15 protein-coding genes are annotated in these 15,359 nt (G+C 54.6%); 10 read left to right on the forward strand and 5 right to left on the reverse strand.

The annotated features are described in order from the left end of the window. Positions 1–143 precede the first annotated feature (143 nt). Entirely contained in the window at positions 144–770 is a 627-nt protein-coding gene (locus BMY11_RS02110; protein ID WP_090572812.1) for an O-methyltransferase, read from the forward strand. A gap of 262 nt (positions 771–1,032) precedes the next feature. Here the strand turns inward: BMY11_RS02110 and BMY11_RS02115 are convergent, their stop codons facing one another. Together BMY11_RS02115 and BMY11_RS02120 are read right to left on the reverse strand one after the other, a co-directional pair. Continuing rightward, on the reverse strand, positions 1,033–1,428 hold the full coding sequence (locus BMY11_RS02115) for a hypothetical protein (protein WP_090572813.1): 396 nt from the start codon (positions 1,426–1,428) through the stop codon (positions 1,033–1,035). 2 nt (positions 1,429–1,430) lie between these two features. After that, complete coding sequence (locus tag BMY11_RS02120) at positions 1,431–2,657, reverse strand: MFS transporter (protein ID WP_090572814.1); 1,227 nt, start codon at positions 2,655–2,657, stop codon at positions 1,431–1,433. 181 nt (positions 2,658–2,838) lie between these two features. Between BMY11_RS02120 and hemE the strand changes: the two genes are divergently transcribed. The 3 genes from hemE to hemG are packed head-to-tail and all read left to right on the forward strand — an operon-like array spanning position 2,839 to position 6,371. Beyond that, positions 2,839–3,903, forward strand: a complete 1,065-nt coding sequence (gene hemE, locus BMY11_RS02125) for a uroporphyrinogen decarboxylase (protein WP_090572815.1) — start codon at positions 2,839–2,841, stop codon at positions 3,901–3,903. Positions 3,904–3,917: 14 nt separating this feature from the next. Next, positions 3,918–4,853 (forward strand): ferrochelatase, encoded by a 936-nt coding sequence (gene hemH, locus BMY11_RS02130; RefSeq protein ID WP_090572816.1) that lies wholly within the window; start codon positions 3,918–3,920, stop codon positions 4,851–4,853. 42 nt (positions 4,854–4,895) lie between these two features. Continuing rightward, the gene (gene hemG / locus BMY11_RS02135) at positions 4,896–6,371 is read left to right on the forward strand and encodes a protoporphyrinogen oxidase (protein ID WP_090572817.1); all 1,476 of its coding nucleotides are present in this window, start codon (positions 4,896–4,898) and stop codon (positions 6,369–6,371) included. 77 nt (positions 6,372–6,448) lie between these two features. On the opposite strand, the gene BMY11_RS02140 is transcribed toward hemG, so the two are convergent. Next, the gene (locus tag BMY11_RS02140) at positions 6,449–6,988 is read right to left on the reverse strand and encodes a phosphatidylglycerophosphatase A family protein (RefSeq protein WP_090572818.1); all 540 of its coding nucleotides are present in this window, start codon (positions 6,986–6,988) and stop codon (positions 6,449–6,451) included. A gap of 137 nt (positions 6,989–7,125) precedes the next feature. Here BMY11_RS02140 and BMY11_RS02145 point away from each other — a divergent pair, with 137 nt between their 5' ends. The 3 genes from BMY11_RS02145 to rdgB all read left to right on the forward strand — a co-directional run bounded on the left by BMY11_RS02145 (position 7,126) and on the right by rdgB (position 9,746). Beyond that, positions 7,126–8,190 (forward strand): GerMN domain-containing protein, encoded by a 1,065-nt coding sequence (locus BMY11_RS02145; protein WP_090572819.1) that lies wholly within the window; start codon positions 7,126–7,128, stop codon positions 8,188–8,190. A 165-nt stretch (positions 8,191–8,355) separates the two neighbouring features. Continuing rightward, on the forward strand, positions 8,356–9,102 hold the full coding sequence (rph, locus tag BMY11_RS02150; protein WP_090572820.1) for a ribonuclease PH: 747 nt from the start codon (positions 8,356–8,358) through the stop codon (positions 9,100–9,102). After that, complete coding sequence (gene rdgB, locus BMY11_RS02155) at positions 9,099–9,746, forward strand: RdgB/HAM1 family non-canonical purine NTP pyrophosphatase (protein ID WP_090572821.1); 648 nt, start codon at positions 9,099–9,101, stop codon at positions 9,744–9,746. Before rph ends, rdgB begins: the two co-directional genes overlap by 4 nt. A gap of 319 nt (positions 9,747–10,065) precedes the next feature. On the opposite strand, the gene asnB is transcribed toward rdgB, so the two are convergent. Beyond that, positions 10,066–11,910 (reverse strand): asparagine synthase (glutamine-hydrolyzing), encoded by a 1,845-nt coding sequence (asnB, locus tag BMY11_RS02160; RefSeq protein ID WP_090572822.1) that lies wholly within the window; start codon positions 11,908–11,910, stop codon positions 10,066–10,068. Between the two features lie 124 nt (positions 11,911–12,034). On the opposite strand from asnB, the gene BMY11_RS02165 reads away from it, so the two are divergent. The 3 genes from BMY11_RS02165 (at position 12,035) to BMY11_RS02175 (ending at position 14,165) form a co-directional block, all read left to right on the forward strand. After that, complete coding sequence (locus tag BMY11_RS02165) at positions 12,035–12,388, forward strand: hypothetical protein (RefSeq protein ID WP_090572823.1); 354 nt, start codon at positions 12,035–12,037, stop codon at positions 12,386–12,388. Then, positions 12,385–12,732 (forward strand): hypothetical protein, encoded by a 348-nt coding sequence (locus tag BMY11_RS02170; RefSeq protein ID WP_090572824.1) that lies wholly within the window; start codon positions 12,385–12,387, stop codon positions 12,730–12,732. The genes BMY11_RS02165 and BMY11_RS02170 overlap by 4 nt, the downstream gene beginning before the upstream one ends. Before the next feature lie 101 nt (positions 12,733–12,833). Continuing rightward, positions 12,834–14,165 (forward strand): 5'-deoxyadenosine deaminase, encoded by a 1,332-nt coding sequence (locus tag BMY11_RS02175; RefSeq protein ID WP_090572825.1) that lies wholly within the window; start codon positions 12,834–12,836, stop codon positions 14,163–14,165. A gap of 91 nt (positions 14,166–14,256) precedes the next feature. Here BMY11_RS02175 and BMY11_RS02180 read toward each other — a convergent pair whose 3' ends face one another. Further along, positions 14,257–15,135: an SDR family oxidoreductase gene (locus BMY11_RS02180; RefSeq protein ID WP_090572826.1), complete on the reverse strand. Its 879-nt coding sequence runs from the start codon at positions 15,133–15,135 to the stop codon at positions 14,257–14,259. Positions 15,136–15,359: the final 224 nt, after the last annotated feature.

Here is a 15,359-nt window from a genome sequence, read left to right on the forward strand (position 1 = left end):
TCTATAAAAATCATACAATCAATATGGAATCAAATCTTGTGCAGATTCAGATTGATGAAGATTCGTTTCTGTACAAGTATAGGACATCTACGGGAATAATTACAAACATTACATGAGTACATATTCGAAAGGAGCAGGAGAACATGTCTACGGAACTGTATGTAGAACGGTTGCTTGGGGATGATGCGGATTTGGATCGGGTCCATCAGACGATCCGCGAGAAGGGGATGCCGGAGATTTCTATCGCTGCAGGATACGGCCGACTGCTGACCATGCTTGTCCGCATGTCGGGAGCGCGCAATGTGCTGGAAATCGGCGCGCTTGGCGGATACAGCGGGATATGTCTAGCAAGGGGATTGTCGGACGGTGGACGTCTTACTTCATTAGAACTTATGCAGGACTATGCAGATGTCGCGCGGGGCAGCTTAGAAGCCGCGGGTCTTGGCGACCGAGTCGAGTATCGTGTAGGCGATGCGAAAGACAGCCTTGCGGTGCTGGCTGAAGAAGGCCGCAAGTTCGATTTCTTCTTCATTGATGCGGATAAAGAGAATTACCCGCTTTACCTGGAGTGGGCGATCAAGCTCGCTAATCCGGGTGCTGTCATTACAGGCGACAACGCGCTGCTTCATGGCAGAACGATCGATCCCGACAAGAACGGCCCATCGGTTCTCGCTATGCGCCAGTTCAATGAGTCGATGGCAAGAGACGAGCGCCTCATCGGCACGCTGCTCCCAGCGTATGACGGCTTGGCGGTTGCTGTGGTGAAATAGTAGTTGGGTTGTTGAGGGAGTGAGGAGGGGCGCGCGTGGGTGCGCCTCTTTTTGTTTTTTCGGAGGTTATTTCTATGAAGGGTACTGGGTACCCCTCTTGAGTGATAATCTAGCTGATTATGTGAATGAAAGGTACTGAGTATCCCTCTTGAGTGAAAATTTAGCTGATTATGTGAATGAAGGGAACTGAGTACCCCTCTTGAGTGAAAATCGAGCTGATTATGTGAATAAAGGGTGCTGGGTACCCCTCTTGAGTGAAAATCTAGCTGATTATGTGAATGAAGGGTACTGAGTATCCCTCTTGGGCGCTTGGCGGGACAACTACGATCGGTTTCGAGAGAAACGCTTGGTTCATCTCGATGGGTTTGGCGAAGAGGTCCAGCAGACCAGCTACATAGGTGGAAAGTTGGTTTGAATGGGCGAAGAGGTCCAGCAGACCAGCTACATAGGCGGAAAGTTGGTTTGAAAGAGTGAAGAAGTCCAGCGAACCAGCTACATAGGCGGAAAGTTGGTTTGAATGGGCGAAGAGGTCCAGCAGACCAGCTACATAGGCGGAAAGTTGGTTCCTGCCCCAAGCAGCGCTTAATTCTCTCACAATAACAAAGAGACCGCCCCGAAGGACGGTCTCTCCATCAATCACCACAATCACTACAACCACATCTAACCCCCTCGCACAGCGCCGCTGTTTCCGCGCTTCCCTCTGACGAGCGTGCGCCGCACCCAGAGCGCGTTCACGACGAACAGCACGGCGGAGATGATGAATACGCCGCTGATGCCGGTCCATCCGGAGACGAAGCCGCCGACGATAGGGCCGACCATGTTACCGAGCGCGAGCATGCTGCTGTTCAGGCTGAAGGCGCGACCTTCCATGCCATCCGGCGTGAAGCGGCGCACGAGCGCGTTCACGGACGGGATTAGTCCGCCGAGGAAGCAGCCCTGCAGCAGTCGGCACAGCAACAGCTGCCACACGCTATCGACAAAAGCCTGCGGAATAAATAGCAGCGCCGCACCAATGAGCGAGATGCCGAGCACACGCTCCTGCCCGATCCGGTCGCTGAGCCGCCCGAGCAGCGGCGCGGCGATCATATTGGATAATCCAGCCGCGGAGCCGACGAAGCCGGCCCAGAACGCGAGATTAACTGCTGTGCCATGTAGCTGCTGTACATAGAGTGGCATAAGCGGCATCGGTCCGATGTTGGCGAACTGCAGCAGGAACGTAACCGCAAACAGCGACATGAGCTGAGGCACTCGGCTCAGCTGCTTGAAGCCTTCGATGACCGAGACATTCGGCCGTGCAGCTGCGACCTCGCGGTTGAAGCTCTCCTTCACGATAAAGTAGGCGAGCAGCGAAGCGATAAACAAGCTGATGCCCGTTATATAGAAGATTGGCCGGTATCCGACCGCATCCGCCAGCAGCCCGCCGAGGAATGGCCCGAGAATCGTACCGGCGATTCCGCCCGACTGCAGCGTCCCCATGGCGAAGCCCATCTGCTTCTTCGGCGTCGTGGCCGAAACCAGTGAAACAGCTGCCGGATTAAACCCGGAAATCGTTCCGTTCACCATCCGCAGCAGCAGCAGATGCCATGGTGAAGTAGCAAAACCCATCAGCGTCATAACCACCGCCATGCCGAAGCCTGAACGAAGCAGCATCATTTTGCGGCCGTAACGGTCAGATAGCTTTCCCCAGAGTGGCTGAAATAGAAACGAAGTGACAAAGTTGCCGGCAAAAATAATGCCCGCCCAAGTGGCGATTTCATGCTGGTTTGTCATCCCGATCTGGTCGGATTGCAAGTACAGCGACATAAACGGAATGATCATCGTCATCCCGCCCATGACGAGAAACTGTCCGAACCAGAGAACCGCGAGATTTTTTTTCCATTGCTCCATTGCGGTTTCTCCCGTCTACTCCATTGATTCATTTTATAGTACCACTTTCGCACCTGGACAAAACAGCATGACGAACATTGTCATATGTTTGTCAATCATGTAAGGTGTGCGGCGGTTGTTACACCTCTCTAAAAAGGGCATAATGGAAACGTAGGGAAAACGATAGAAATGGGGAACTTCAATGAGCTACAACGACCGATTCATCCGTGCTTGCCGTGGAGAACAAGTCGATCGCTTACCCGTCTGGTATATGCGACAAGCGGGACGCTACGATCCCGATTACCGTAAAATAAAAGAAAAATACTCGCTGCTCGAAATTTGTCGACAGCCGGAGCTCGCAGCTGAAGTGACGATGCAGCCGATTAACAAGCTCGGTGTCGACGCGGCGATTCTGTATTCCGATATTATGAATCCTGTCGCTTCAATCGGTATTGATTTCGATATCGTGGCGAATGTCGGCCCGGTCATTCATAACCCAATCCGCACAGCGGAAGACGTTGCGAAGCTGAAGCCAATCGACGTCGAAGGCGATCTGTCCCACGTACTGGAGACGATTCGCATTCTCGACCGCGAGCTGAAAGTGCCGCTCATTACGTTCGCAGGCGCGCCATTCACGATTGCAAGCTACTTGATCGAAGGCCGTCCTTCGAAGTCCTATATCCGCACGAAGGCGATGATGTACTCGGAGCCGGACGTTTGGTTCATGCTGATGGACAAGCTCGGAGACATGGTTATCGCTTATTTGCGTGCCCATATTGCTAATGGCGGCAAAGCGTTCCAACTGTTCGACAGCTGGGTAGGCTCACTTGCTCCGCATGATTTCCGCAAATACGTCCTGCCGACGATTGAGCGGATCTTTAGCGAGCTGTCTGATCTGCCGCAGCCGAAAATCTACTTCCCAGGTGTAGCATCCGGCGAGCTGCTCCCGACGCTCACAAACCTGAAAGCAGATGTGATCGGCCTCGACTGGCGCGTGCCAATCTCGGAAGGCCGCCGCAGACTGGAAGGCAAATATGCGGTACAGGGCAACTTGGACCCTTATGTGCTCACTGCTCCGATGGATGTCATTAAGGAGCATGCGATGGCGATTATTGATGAGGGCATTCAGGAGCCTGGCTATATTTTCAACCTTGGACACGGTCTGTTCCCAGAAGCGTCGCTGGATAAGCTGCGCGAGCTGACGGAATTCGTGCATGAATACTCGGCTCAGGCCATTGCAACAGCAGCGGCGCCGCTTAGCAAGTAGGAGGAACAGACAAGATGGCTAACAACTTAATCGGCGTTCTCGTTATGTCCTACGGAACGCCTGAGAGCATGGATCAAATCGCAGAGTATTACACCCATATCCGCAGAGGCCATGCGCCGACGCCTGAGCAGCTTGCAGAGCTGAGCGAGCGCTATGAAGCGGTGGTAGGCGGCGTGTTCCCGCTTCGCGAGAATACGAACCGTCAAGTGGCGGGCCTTCAGGCGAAGCTTGATGAAGTGGCGCCTAATCAATTCCGCTGCTATCAAGGGCTGAAGCATGCGCGTCCATATATTGAAGACGGCGTTGCGGCAATGGCGGCAGACGGCATAACACAAGCGGTTTCAATCGTGCTTGCGCCGCATTACTCCATCATGAGCGTTGGGGCTTACGTGTTGCGTGCGGAGGAGAAAGCCAAGGAAGTCGGCATCACGATGACGGCTGTAGACAGCTATCACCTTCATCCAAAGCTGATCGAAGCGCTCGTCGAGCGTGTGAAGAATGCGCACAGCAAGCTGCAAGTGAAGAGTGTACAGCCCATTAAAGTTCTGTTCAGTGCACACAGCCTGCCGGAGAAAATCCGCGAGATGAACGATCCGTATGAGCAGCAGCTGCACGATACTTCGTCCATTGTGGCGGAGGGTGCGGGCACGCCAGATTGGCAGTTTACTTGGCAGAGTGCAGGACGTACGCGCGAGCCGTGGCTTGGTCCGGACATTCTCGAAACGATGAAAGAAGTTGCAGAAGCGGGCTATAAAGGTGTGCTGTCTGCGCCGATTGGCTTCGTCTCCGAGCATCTTGAAGTGCTGTATGACATCGATATTGAAGCGCAAGCAGTCGCGCGTGAGCTTGGTCTGACGCTTGAGCGTATTGACATGCTCGGCACGGATTCGCGTTATATGGAGACACTCGCTGATTCTGTTCGGGAAGCGAGCAAGACAGCTTTTCTATAATTAAGATAAGCGTGAGAAACCTACCTTGGGGAGATGACCTGCATGCGGGGTAATGGAAAACGCGATCGCTTTGTCGTAATTGGCGGAGGCATCAGTGGACTGAGCTCCGCTTTTTATTTGTTGAAACAAGCGAAGCAGCGCGGTCGCGATGCGCTCGTTACGATTGTCGATCCTTCAGAGCGTATCGGCGGCAAAATCAACACGTTGAAACGTGACGGCTTCACAATTGAGCGGGGACCGGATTCATTCTTGGCGCGTAAGACGCCGATTATCGATCTCGCTTATGATCTTGGCATTGAGAATCAGCTGGTAGGAACGAATCCGAAAGCGAAGAAGACTTATATCTTGCACCACGGCAAGCTGCATCCGATGCCGCCGGGCCTTGTGCTTGGCGTACCGACGGAGATCGCGCCGTTCGCGAAGACGAGCTTGCTCTCTTGGGGCGGCAAGCTGCGGGCGATGATGGATTTCGTTACGCCGGCAAGTAAGGAAACAGGCGATGAGTCGATCGGACACTTCCTGACGCGCCGCGTCGGCGCTGAGGTGATGGAGCGGGTAGCAGAGCCGCTGCTCGCCGGCATCTATGCAGGGGAGCTCAATAAGCTGAGTCTTGCGTCGACGTTTCCGCAGTTTCGGGATGCAGAGCGCAAGCATGGCAGCCTGATTCGCGGCATGCGTGCCAACAAGCGGCTTGCAGCGTCAACGCCAGCTGTGGCGACACGGCTGCCGGATGCGGTGAAGAACAGCATGTTCCTCACGTTCCGCGGCGGACTTGAGACGATGCTTGAGGCACTGCATACAGCGCTGGCTAGCGCAGAGTGGAAGCTTGGCAATAAAGCAGTCGCATTCCGTCAGAACGATCCGGACGAGCATGGGGGTGACGTTGCTCCTTATGAAGTGCTGCTAAGCGATGGCGAAATTCTGGAGGCAGATGGTATCGTCATTACCGCTCCGGCATTCGATGCGGCTGACTTGCTTGAGCCTCATATGAATGTCGATGCGCTGCGAGCGATTCGTTATGTATCTGTTGCGAATGTCGTTATGGCGTTCGATAAAGCGACGCTCGGCATCGATTTCGACGGTTCTGGCTTCGTCGTTCCGCGTACGGAAGGAACAACGATTACCGCCTGCACATGGACCTCGGCGAAATGGCTGCATTCCAGTCCAAGCGACAAGGTGCTGCTGCGCTGCTACGTCGGCCGTTCCGGTGATGAGGCGGTTGTGGATTTGTCGGACAACCAGATGACCGAAGCGGTCCGCCGGGATATTCGGAATACGATGGGCATAACTGCGGAGCCGCTCTTCACCGAGATTACAAGGCTGCATCATTCGATGCCGCAGTATCCGGTCGGCCATCTGCAGGAGACGGCGAAGCTTCGGACGAAGCTCCGCGCTCAAATGCCAGGGGTCTGGGTTACAGGTGCAGCCTTCGATGGGGTCGGCTTGCCGGACTGCATTCGTCAAGGTAAAGAAGCGGCAATGGGTGTCTACAAATCGCTTATTGGCGATTTCAAATAAATTTTCAGCAAAATAAAAAGGTCACGCGGGCTGTGTTAGTCATTGAACTAACGCAGCTGCATGGCCTTTTTTATTTATTAGTCAATCGGCGGTCCGACCCGTCCTTCTCGTTCCGCTTGTTTACGATGCGCGATGCGGCTGCTGGCCGCTGCGGCGATAGCACCTACAATATCATCAAGGAACGTGTGGCATTCCGCGTCTTCTTTATCGTTAAGCTTCTTCAATATGCCTGGCTTAAGCTTGTCCACATAGCCAAAGTTCGTAAATCCGATGCTGCCGTACACATTCACGATGGATAAGGCTAGAATTTCATCGCAGCCGTAAAGTCCCTCGTCATTCTCAATCATCTCTTGCAGGGGAGAAAGGAGCTTGCCTTGCTCAGCCAGTATATCCAGCTGAATACCGGTCAATACGGCGTTCTGCACCTCGCGTTTCGTGAGCACGGCTTCAACGTACATCTCGCATTCCTCCATGGTGAGGTCGGGAAAGTAATCTTTTTGCAGGAAAATAACGAGTTCGGCGATTTGAGACGTTTTCACGCCGCGTTTGGTGAGCCATTCCTTCGTCGCTTCGGCGATTTTGGCGCTGTTGAGGCTGTACGAACTGGACTTTGTCATTCCTAACACCCCTTGTCTCAAAATGGTGGACAAAACTGGTCTAATTGATTTGGAGGGCTCGTATATATAGTACTACAAAAGCAGGTCTTGTACCAAAACCAAAGATTCAACAATATGATTAGGGAGGAAAAATAACCATGACTCACAAACGGCTCATTCGCCGGGCCGCGCTCGCGGGAGTGCTGGCTCTGCCCATCTTGACAACCGGCTGTGGACTGTTCTCTCAGCCAGCAAGCAAATCGATAGACCCTCCGCAAAACAGTGCGCAGAACGTGAATGCTGGCGCTGACAACAATGGACAAACTGTCGCACAGGGCGAACAAAGCGATTCGTCGCAGATGACGCTCTACTTGAAGGACCGGGGCGGTCTGCTTGCACCAATTACGGTAATAGCGGGCCTTGGCGCGGATGAGAAGCCGGGACAGAAGGCGCTGGAAATGATGGTAGACGGCGGAACGTATGCAAGCGAGATTCCTGACGGCTTCCAAGCGGTGCTGCCTGAAGGCACTGTCATCAAAGGGCTTAAACTTGTTCCTGATCAAAAGCTTGCTATCGTCGATTTCTCGAAGGAATTCAGCACCTATAAAGCAGAGGACGAACGGCAAATTGTTGAGGCGCTCACTTGGACGCTGACAAGCTTGCCGGATGTCAATAAAGTCGAGATTACACTCGAAGGAAATCGCCTCACGGAGATGCCTGTTGACGGCCTGCCTATGGACGATGACCTCACTCGCGCAATCGGTATTAACCTTGAAGCTGCCGACAACGTGGACTACAGCCTGTCGACGCCGGTTACGATTTATTTCTCCGCAGTTACGCCTGACGACGTGCCTTATTTTGTACCGGTGACTCGTCTTGTGAATCGTTCCGACAATAAAGCGAAGACGGCGATCGAGCAGCTCATCAGCGGTCCGATCAACAACCTTCCGCTTAAAGCGGTTATGACTTCGGATGTGCTTGTGAAGAGTGTAACGAAGAAGAAGGACATCGTAACCGTTGAGCTGCAGGATGACAGCTATCAAGCGGGTCAGCCTGAGCCGGCTGAAATGATGGATGCGCTCGTGCTGTCAATCACCGAGGTTACTGGACTTAGCAAGGTTCAGGTGAAGCTGAACGGCAAGACGGACTTCGTAGATACGAACAACCGCTCTTACAGCGAACCGGTTACTCGCCAAGAGCATCTGAATGCATTCAAATCATAGCTGTCTGAAGCAAGCGGATGCATGATCGAAGACCTGGCTAATCGCACTGCGCAAGCGTGTGGTTAGGGCAGGTCTTCTTACGTTTTTGGCGGAAAGATGATTTTGGGGTATTCTTTTGGTAAAATGAGTGAGGTTGACGTAAAAACAGATGGAGGCTTACATACGATGAGAATTGATGGACGACAGGCAGCTGAGCTCCGGCCGGTCACAATTACGCTACATCCTAATAAACACGCAGAAGGCTCTGTCCTTATTGCGTTTGGTGATACACAGGTGCTGTGCACGGCTTCGGTTGAGGAGCGCGTCCCGCATTTTATGAAGGGGCAAGGCAAAGGGTGGATAAACGCGGAGTATTCGATGCTACCGCGGGCAACGCAGGTGCGCAACCAGCGTGAATCGGCCAAAGGTAAGCTGACGGGCCGTACGATGGAAATTCAGCGGCTGATCGGCCGCGCGTTGCGCTCGGTCGTTGATTTGCAGGCGCTCGGCGAGCGTACGCTTACGCTCGACTGCGATGTGCTACAGGCAGATGGCGGCACGCGTACGACTTCGATTACTGGCGCGTTCGTGGCACTTGCGCTGGCGATTCATAAGATAGATCGCGCGAATGCGTTCGCGAAATACCCGATTACGGATTACCTCGCTTCGGTGAGCGTCGGTGTTATTGGCGAGCGTACCTTGCTCGACCTGAACTATGACGAGGATTCGAAGGCGAAGGTCGATATGAACGTTGTGATGACGGGTGCCCGCAAGTTCGTTGAAGTGCAGGGCACGGGGGAAGAAGCGCCATTCTCGCGCGACGAGCTCAATGAGCTGCTGGCGAGTGCGGAAGCGGGAATTGTGAGCTTGATTGAAAAGCAGCGCGAGGTGCTTGGTGAAATCGGCAGCCGGATCGGGACGGCTCGAGTATGAAGCCGGGCGATACGGTCGTCGTCGCGACGAAGAATGCCGGTAAGGTAAAGGAATTTGCGCATGCGTTCGAGAAGCTGGGCATGCGTGTCGTGAGCATGTTCGACTACCCGGGCTTGCCGGATGTCGTTGAGGATGGCGTCACCTTCGCGGAGAATGCCCGCAAGAAGGCGAAGGAAGTAGCGGAAGCGCTCGGCCTGCCGGTGCTGGCCGACGATTCCGGGCTTGAGGTTGCGCGGCTCGGCGGCGAGCCGGGCGTCTATTCGGCCCGGTACTCGGGCGAAGGCGCGACCGATGCACGCAACAATGAGAAGCTGCTGCGCGAGCTGGCTGCGCTGGGCGAAGCTGGCGCAGGCGCGGGCTTGACGTCTCTCGCTGACGGCACGAAGCTGCTCAGCGAAGCGCGGTTCGTTTGCGCTCTCGCGCTGTACGATCCGGCGGAGCACGCGTTCGTGGAGAGCGAAGGCTACGCCGCGGGCTTTATTACAGAGCAGCCGCGCGGTGAAGGCGGCTTCGGGTATGACCCGCTGTTCTGGCTCAGCGGGCTCGGCAAGTCGATGGCGGAGCTATCGACCGAGGAGAAGCAAGCGATCAGCCACCGCGGTGCCGCACTTGCCGCGCTGTTGGAGAAGCTTGCGCGGCGCTAGTCGCTCGCGTAATTGCAAAGAGCAGGGAGGCCGCTGAGCGGCTTCTCTGCTCTTTTTTTGTTTGTCGCGGCGGGGCGCTGCTCTCCACCGAACTCACCTTCGCTCTACCGGAATTACAGCGCGAGAGGCCAAATACGATCTCTCGGCATGGATTCCACGCCGAAACTGACGCTGAGAGATCAAATGGGATCTCTCAGCGCCAAACATTGTGGGCTTGTGCTAACCTCCAATCACTGAGAGTCGGAAAATCCTACGCTCAGCGGATAAACGTCATCATTAAAATGCTGAGAGTGGAATTTCCCCACTCTCAGCACCACCACTACCGTATAACCACCTTATACTCCCGCAGCCACATGTCGACCTGGAGCAGCCATGCAAACAGCTGAGGGCCGCTCATGAGCTGGCCGAACCATGGGAGGTTCGAGCTGGCTGCTTCCGACTCGGCGAGCTCTCGAATCTTCTTCACATTGATGAGCGGCAGCAGTGGGGAGGTGCCCTCACTGATCAATTCAAGCACCTGCTTGCGCACCGCGTTCAAATAGTTCGGATTATGCGTCTTCGGATACGGACTTTTCTTACGATACAGCACATCGTTTGGCAGGACGCCTTCGAGCGCCTTGCGAAGGATACCCTTTTCCCGGTCGCCTGCGATCTTGATCTCCCACGGAATATTGTACACGTACTCGACGAGTCGGTGATCGCAATAAGGGACGCGTACCTCAAGCCCAACGGCCATACTCATCCGGTCTTTGCGGTCGAGCAGCGTTGGCATGAAGCGCGTAATGTTGAGATACGACATCTGTCTCATTTTGCGAGCGGCTTCGTCCTCACCGTCCAGATGCGGCACTTCTGCAATCGCATCGCTATACCGATCGCGAAGGTACTCGAGCGGGCGAATCCACGCCGCTACGTCCTGCGAGAGCAGGTCAGCGCGCATGCCAGCCGCCAGCGACCAGGGGAAAGTCCCGGCGTTCAGCGCCTCCTCACGATGGAACCACGGATAACCACCGAAAATTTCATCCGCCGCTTCTCCGGATATCGCGACTGTTGCTTCTTTCTTGATCTCCCGGCAGAAGAGCAACAGCGACGCATCGACATCCGCCATACCTGGCATATCCCGCGCTAACATCGCCTCGCGCAGCGTGGTGACGAGCTCGGGCGTATCGAATACCATCGAGTGATGGTTGGTACCGAGATGGGTGGACATCCGTTCGATCCACGGTGCATCGGCATTCGGCTGGAACGCATGCGCCTTGAAATGCTTGTCGTTATCGACGTAATCGACGGAGAACGTGTGGACATTGCCTTGCCCAGTCTCGTTGTAATAGTTCACGGCAAGTGTCGTGAGCGCGCTCGAATCTAGGCCGCCCGAGAGCAGTGTACAGAGCGGAACGTCAGAGATCAGCTGCCGCTCGACCGTATCTTTCAGCAAATCTCCGACCGTCTTCGCCGTCTCGTCGACCGACTCCGTATGGGGCTTGCTTTGCAATTCCCAATAAGCGCTCACCTTCACGCCGGAGCGGTTTACGATCGCGCATTGTCCTGGCTTCAGCTCGGATAAATCCCGATATACGCCAACCCCTGGCGTTCGCGCAGGTCCGACGATGAAGATTTCCGCCAAGCCTTCGGGTCCGACCTCTGGCTTCACCGCAGGGTGTGCCAGCAGCGCTTTAGGCTCCGAGCCGAATATAAACCGTCCCAGCTGCTTCGCGAAGAAGAACGGCTTCACGCCTAGTCGGTCCCGCGCAATGAACAACTGCTGCTCCCGTGAATCCCAAAGCGCAAAAGCGAAGATGCCGTTGAATTTCTCCACACAAGCCGGTCCCCACTCCATGTAAGCGACGAGCAGCACTTCCGTGTCGCATGTCGTAGTGAAGTGTCTGCCCCGGCCCTCGAGTTCCCTTTTCAGCTCAGGCGCATTGTACAATTCTCCGTTATACACAAGGACGTAAGTATCGTCTTCAGAAGTGCGGACCATCGGCTGCGCTCCGTTTGCAGGGTCAATGACAGAGAGGCGGCGGTGGCCAAGCGCGCAATGCGGCGAGATCCAGGTACCGGAGGCGTCCGGGCCGCGGTTAGCGAGCGTTCTGGTCATTTTCTCCAGAGTAATGGATTGTTTCGTCAGGTCCTCGGTCCAATCGATCCAGCCCGTGAATCCACACATGGTTCTCATTCCTTTCGTATGCAGGGGCTAAAAACAGCGTACTAAGATGGTTATGCGAAAAATATGGATAAAATGTCTGTCCGAAGGGGGATGCTAGAGCGATAGAAGGAGGGTGTTTTCCATAATGGCAAATGACTACGATGAGTCATATTACGCACGTAAACCGTATTATGTGTCCGTACAGGCGGGCTCGATATTGGAGGATCCAGGCGCTACCGCATATGAATTGGCAATTACAGCAAATGAAGAGGAATTGAACCGTTTGCAAGAGTTGATGGAGGAATATGCGACGAATGATGAGCGGCAGGTGTTTCATTTTGCGAGCACACCGTTCAGTTCGGCGTCGGACCGTCAAATCAATGCTGGCATAGACGGCCTGCTTGTCGATATTTACCGGCTTCTGAGCGAGCTCGGCACATCGGAGACGAAAGAACATATCGCGACGATGGGCTTGTTTCCAGAGGGGAGACTCGAATGATTGTGACGGATGCTCATGTTAGGCGCGCCGTAGACCGTGACGGGCTCCGCACCTGCGAGGTGGAAGTACATACGAATGATGCAAGTACGCCGGAGCTGCTTGTTTATTTCGGCGCGTCGCGGGATAACGATTACGATATGGTCACCATCGTCCAGAACGATGCGAAGACTGAGATTGACTGGTACGACAACAGCATGCACAGTGCGTTCGCCGATGTGAGCGACGAGCTGTTCGATACGCTGACAATGAAGACGGATTGGGGAGAACGGGAGACGTTCAAGGAGCAGGTGCTCTCGTTTCCTGGCATTCGTGCAGATATTGGCAGACTGATGGATTGGTCCTGATTTTGTAAAATATTCCTGATCCTCTAGTGTACGTGTTACAATGTTAGCATATCTGACATATTCATGCATGAATGCGGTATGAAGGAGGCAGGCGATTGCGAATGGCAGCGACTTTACTGCGAAATGCAACCATTGTCACCATGAACGAGCAGGATGACCTTATTGTTGGCGATGTTCTCATTCGGGATGATGTCATCGTTGCGGTCGGCGGCCAAGTGACCGACTATGATGCGGAATCGACGACCATTATCGAAGCGAAAGGCAAGCTGCTGCTGCCCGGATTCGTGCAGACGCATATCCATCTTTGCCAGACACTGTTTCGCGGACAGGCCGACGACATGGCGCTGATGGACTGGCTCCGCACACGTGTGTGGCCACTGGAAGCGGCTCATGACGAGGAGTCGGTATACTATTCGGCGATGCTCGGCATTGGCGAGCTGTTGCGCAGCGGGACGACAACGATTCTCGATATGGAGACGGTGAGTCATACCGATTCCGCTTTTCAGGCTATGGCGGCGAGCGGTATTCGCGCGATCTCCGGCAAAGTGATGATGGATGCGGGTGGCGATGTGCCGATCGGGCTGCAGGAAGACACGGACCGCTCGATCGCAGAGAGTACCGAGTTGCTTGAACGGTGGCACGGTCATGACGGCGGGCGAATTAGCTATGCGTATTGTCCGCGTTTTGTGGTGTCCTGCTCAGAGCGGCTGCTTATGGAGGTTCGTGATCTTTCGGCGAAGTATAACGTTCTTGTCCATACACATGCTGCCGAGAACCGCGAGGAGATTGAGCTTGTCATGAGTCAGCGGGGGATGCGCAACATCGTTTATCTCGACCATATTGGCCTGACTTCGCCGCGGCTCGTGCTTGCCCATTGCATATGGCTAGATGAGGAAGAACGAGAGATTCTGAAACGCACCGGTACGAAAATGACCCATTGTCCCGGCTCCAACCTGAAGCTCGCCTCCGGCATTGCTTTAGTGCCTGAGCTGCTGGAGCAAGGAATCGGCATCGGCATTGGCGCGGACGGCGCTCCGTGCAACAATACTCTCGATATGTTCCAAGAGATGAAGCTGACCGCGCTGCTGCACAAGGTGCGCTGCGGACCGGAGTCGATGAACGCGCGGACGGTGCTCCGCATGGCGACAATTGGCGGGGCGCGGACACTTGGGCTCGATCATCTGATCGGGAGCGTGGAGGTAGGGAAGAAGGCGGACCTCGTGCTGCTGGACTTGAATGATTTTCACACATTCCCTTCGTATGATGCCGATCCGTATTCCCGAGTGGTGTACGCCGCATCCAGAGGCAATGTGTCTCATGTTTGGGTGGACGGCAAGCTCGTCGTTGACCGAGGTAAAGTGAAAACGATAGACAAGCGGCTCGTGCTTAGGGAAGCAGACCGCTCGATTGCCCGTTTGTTGAAACGGATCTAATGCTATGTTAGGAAAAAAGAAAGCCAGCCCAAGTCCTCGAACGGTTTCGACGGACTGCGAGCTGGCTTTTGATTGTCTAAGCTAACCTAACCTAACCGTTCACGATTTCCCCGCCGTTCACATGCAGCACCTGTCCACTCATGTAGGACGAGTCCTCGCACGCCAGGTAAACATAGGCGGGAGCAAGCTCCTCCGGCTGCCCAGCCCGTTTCATCGGGGTGTCTGCCCCGAACTTGGCGACCTTCTGCTCATCGAATGTCGAAGGGATGAGCGGCGTCCAGATCGGCCCAGGCGCCACGGCGTTCACGCGAATGCCCTGACTCGCCAAATTCATCGCGAGGGAGCGGGTGAAAGCAACCTGCGCGCCTTTCGTCGACGAGTAGTCGAGCAGGTCCTTGCTGCCTTTGTATGCCGTAATGGAGGAAGTGTTGATGATGACCGAACCTGATTTCAGATGCGGCATCGCCGCTTGGGTCATATAGAACATGCCGAACACGTTCGTCTTGAACGTACGCTCGAGCTGCTGTGGCGTTATGAGCTCGAGGCTCTCCTGAGGATGCTGCTCTGCCGCATTGTTAACGACGATGTCGAGTCCTCCGAGCTGCGATGTCGTGTCATAGACGGCTTTCTTGCAAAACTCGGGGTCGCCTATATCTCCGGCAATCGTAATACAACGCCTGCCCAGCGCTTCGATCCGTCCTTTTATCTCATTCGCGTCGCCATCCTCGCTCAAATAAACAATCGCTACGTCTGCGCCTTCCTTCGCATAAATAAGCGAGACAGCCCGGCCGATGCCGCTGTCTCCGCCTGTTATAATAGCAACTTTGCCGGTAAGCTTTCCTGCTGGTTTATAGTTCGGACAATCAAACATCGGCCTTGGCGTCATTTCGCTCTCGATGCCAGGCTGCTGATTCTGGTGCTGCGGCGGGAACGAGCTTGGCTTCGTTTGCCCGTTGTGCTGTGATGTCATTGTTGCAAACCACTCCTTTCACGGAGATAGGTTGCCTAGAAAGGGGGTATTTTACACCTCGTGAAAAAAGACCTCCCGCCGTTCGGAGCATTCCGCTGCGCAGCAGGCGGTCTTTATTGTCTTATGCGTATTAAGCTTTAAACTTAGCCCGAATTGCCGTCCGTGACAAAGATAATCATTTCGCAAAAGTAGTCCTAAGCAGTCTGCCATGAAAAGTAATATTT

Origin of the sequence: Paenibacillus sp. OV219 (assembly GCF_900110075.1) — a bacterium.
GTDB lineage: Bacteria > Bacillota > Bacilli > Paenibacillales > Paenibacillaceae > Paenibacillus_Z.

What these genes read in the sequence shown, in the direction of transcription:
- BMY11_RS02145 (WP_090572819.1), top strand. Translation starts at nt 7,126, where the DNA reads ATGACTCACAAACGGCTCATTCGCCGGGCCGCGCTCGCGGGAGTGCTG.
- BMY11_RS02170 (WP_090572824.1), top strand. Translation starts at nt 12,385, where the DNA reads ATGATTGTGACGGATGCTCATGTTAGGCGCGCCGTAGACCGTGACGGG.
- rdgB (WP_090572821.1), top strand. Translation starts at nt 9,099, where the DNA reads ATGAAGCCGGGCGATACGGTCGTCGTCGCGACGAAGAATGCCGGTAAG.
- BMY11_RS02120 (WP_090572814.1), bottom strand. Translation starts at nt 2,657, where the DNA reads ATGGAGCAATGGAAAAAAAATCTCGCGGTTCTCTGGTTCGGACAGTTT.
- hemG (WP_090572817.1), top strand. Translation starts at nt 4,896, where the DNA reads ATGCGGGGTAATGGAAAACGCGATCGCTTTGTCGTAATTGGCGGAGGC.
- hemE (WP_090572815.1), top strand. Translation starts at nt 2,839, where the DNA reads ATGAGCTACAACGACCGATTCATCCGTGCTTGCCGTGGAGAACAAGTC.
- BMY11_RS02140 (WP_090572818.1), bottom strand. Translation starts at nt 6,988, where the DNA reads ATGACAAAGTCCAGTTCGTACAGCCTCAACAGCGCCAAAATCGCCGAA.
- hemH (WP_090572816.1), top strand. Translation starts at nt 3,918, where the DNA reads ATGGCTAACAACTTAATCGGCGTTCTCGTTATGTCCTACGGAACGCCT.
- BMY11_RS02165 (WP_090572823.1), top strand. Translation starts at nt 12,035, where the DNA reads ATGGCAAATGACTACGATGAGTCATATTACGCACGTAAACCGTATTAT.
- rph (WP_090572820.1), top strand. Translation starts at nt 8,356, where the DNA reads ATGAGAATTGATGGACGACAGGCAGCTGAGCTCCGGCCGGTCACAATT.
- BMY11_RS02110 (WP_090572812.1), top strand. Translation starts at nt 144, where the DNA reads ATGTCTACGGAACTGTATGTAGAACGGTTGCTTGGGGATGATGCGGAT.
- BMY11_RS02175 (WP_090572825.1), top strand. Translation starts at nt 12,834, where the DNA reads ATGGCAGCGACTTTACTGCGAAATGCAACCATTGTCACCATGAACGAG.
- BMY11_RS02180 (WP_090572826.1), bottom strand. Translation starts at nt 15,135, where the DNA reads ATGACATCACAGCACAACGGGCAAACGAAGCCAAGCTCGTTCCCGCCG.
- asnB (WP_090572822.1), bottom strand. Translation starts at nt 11,910, where the DNA reads ATGTGTGGATTCACGGGCTGGATCGATTGGACCGAGGACCTGACGAAA.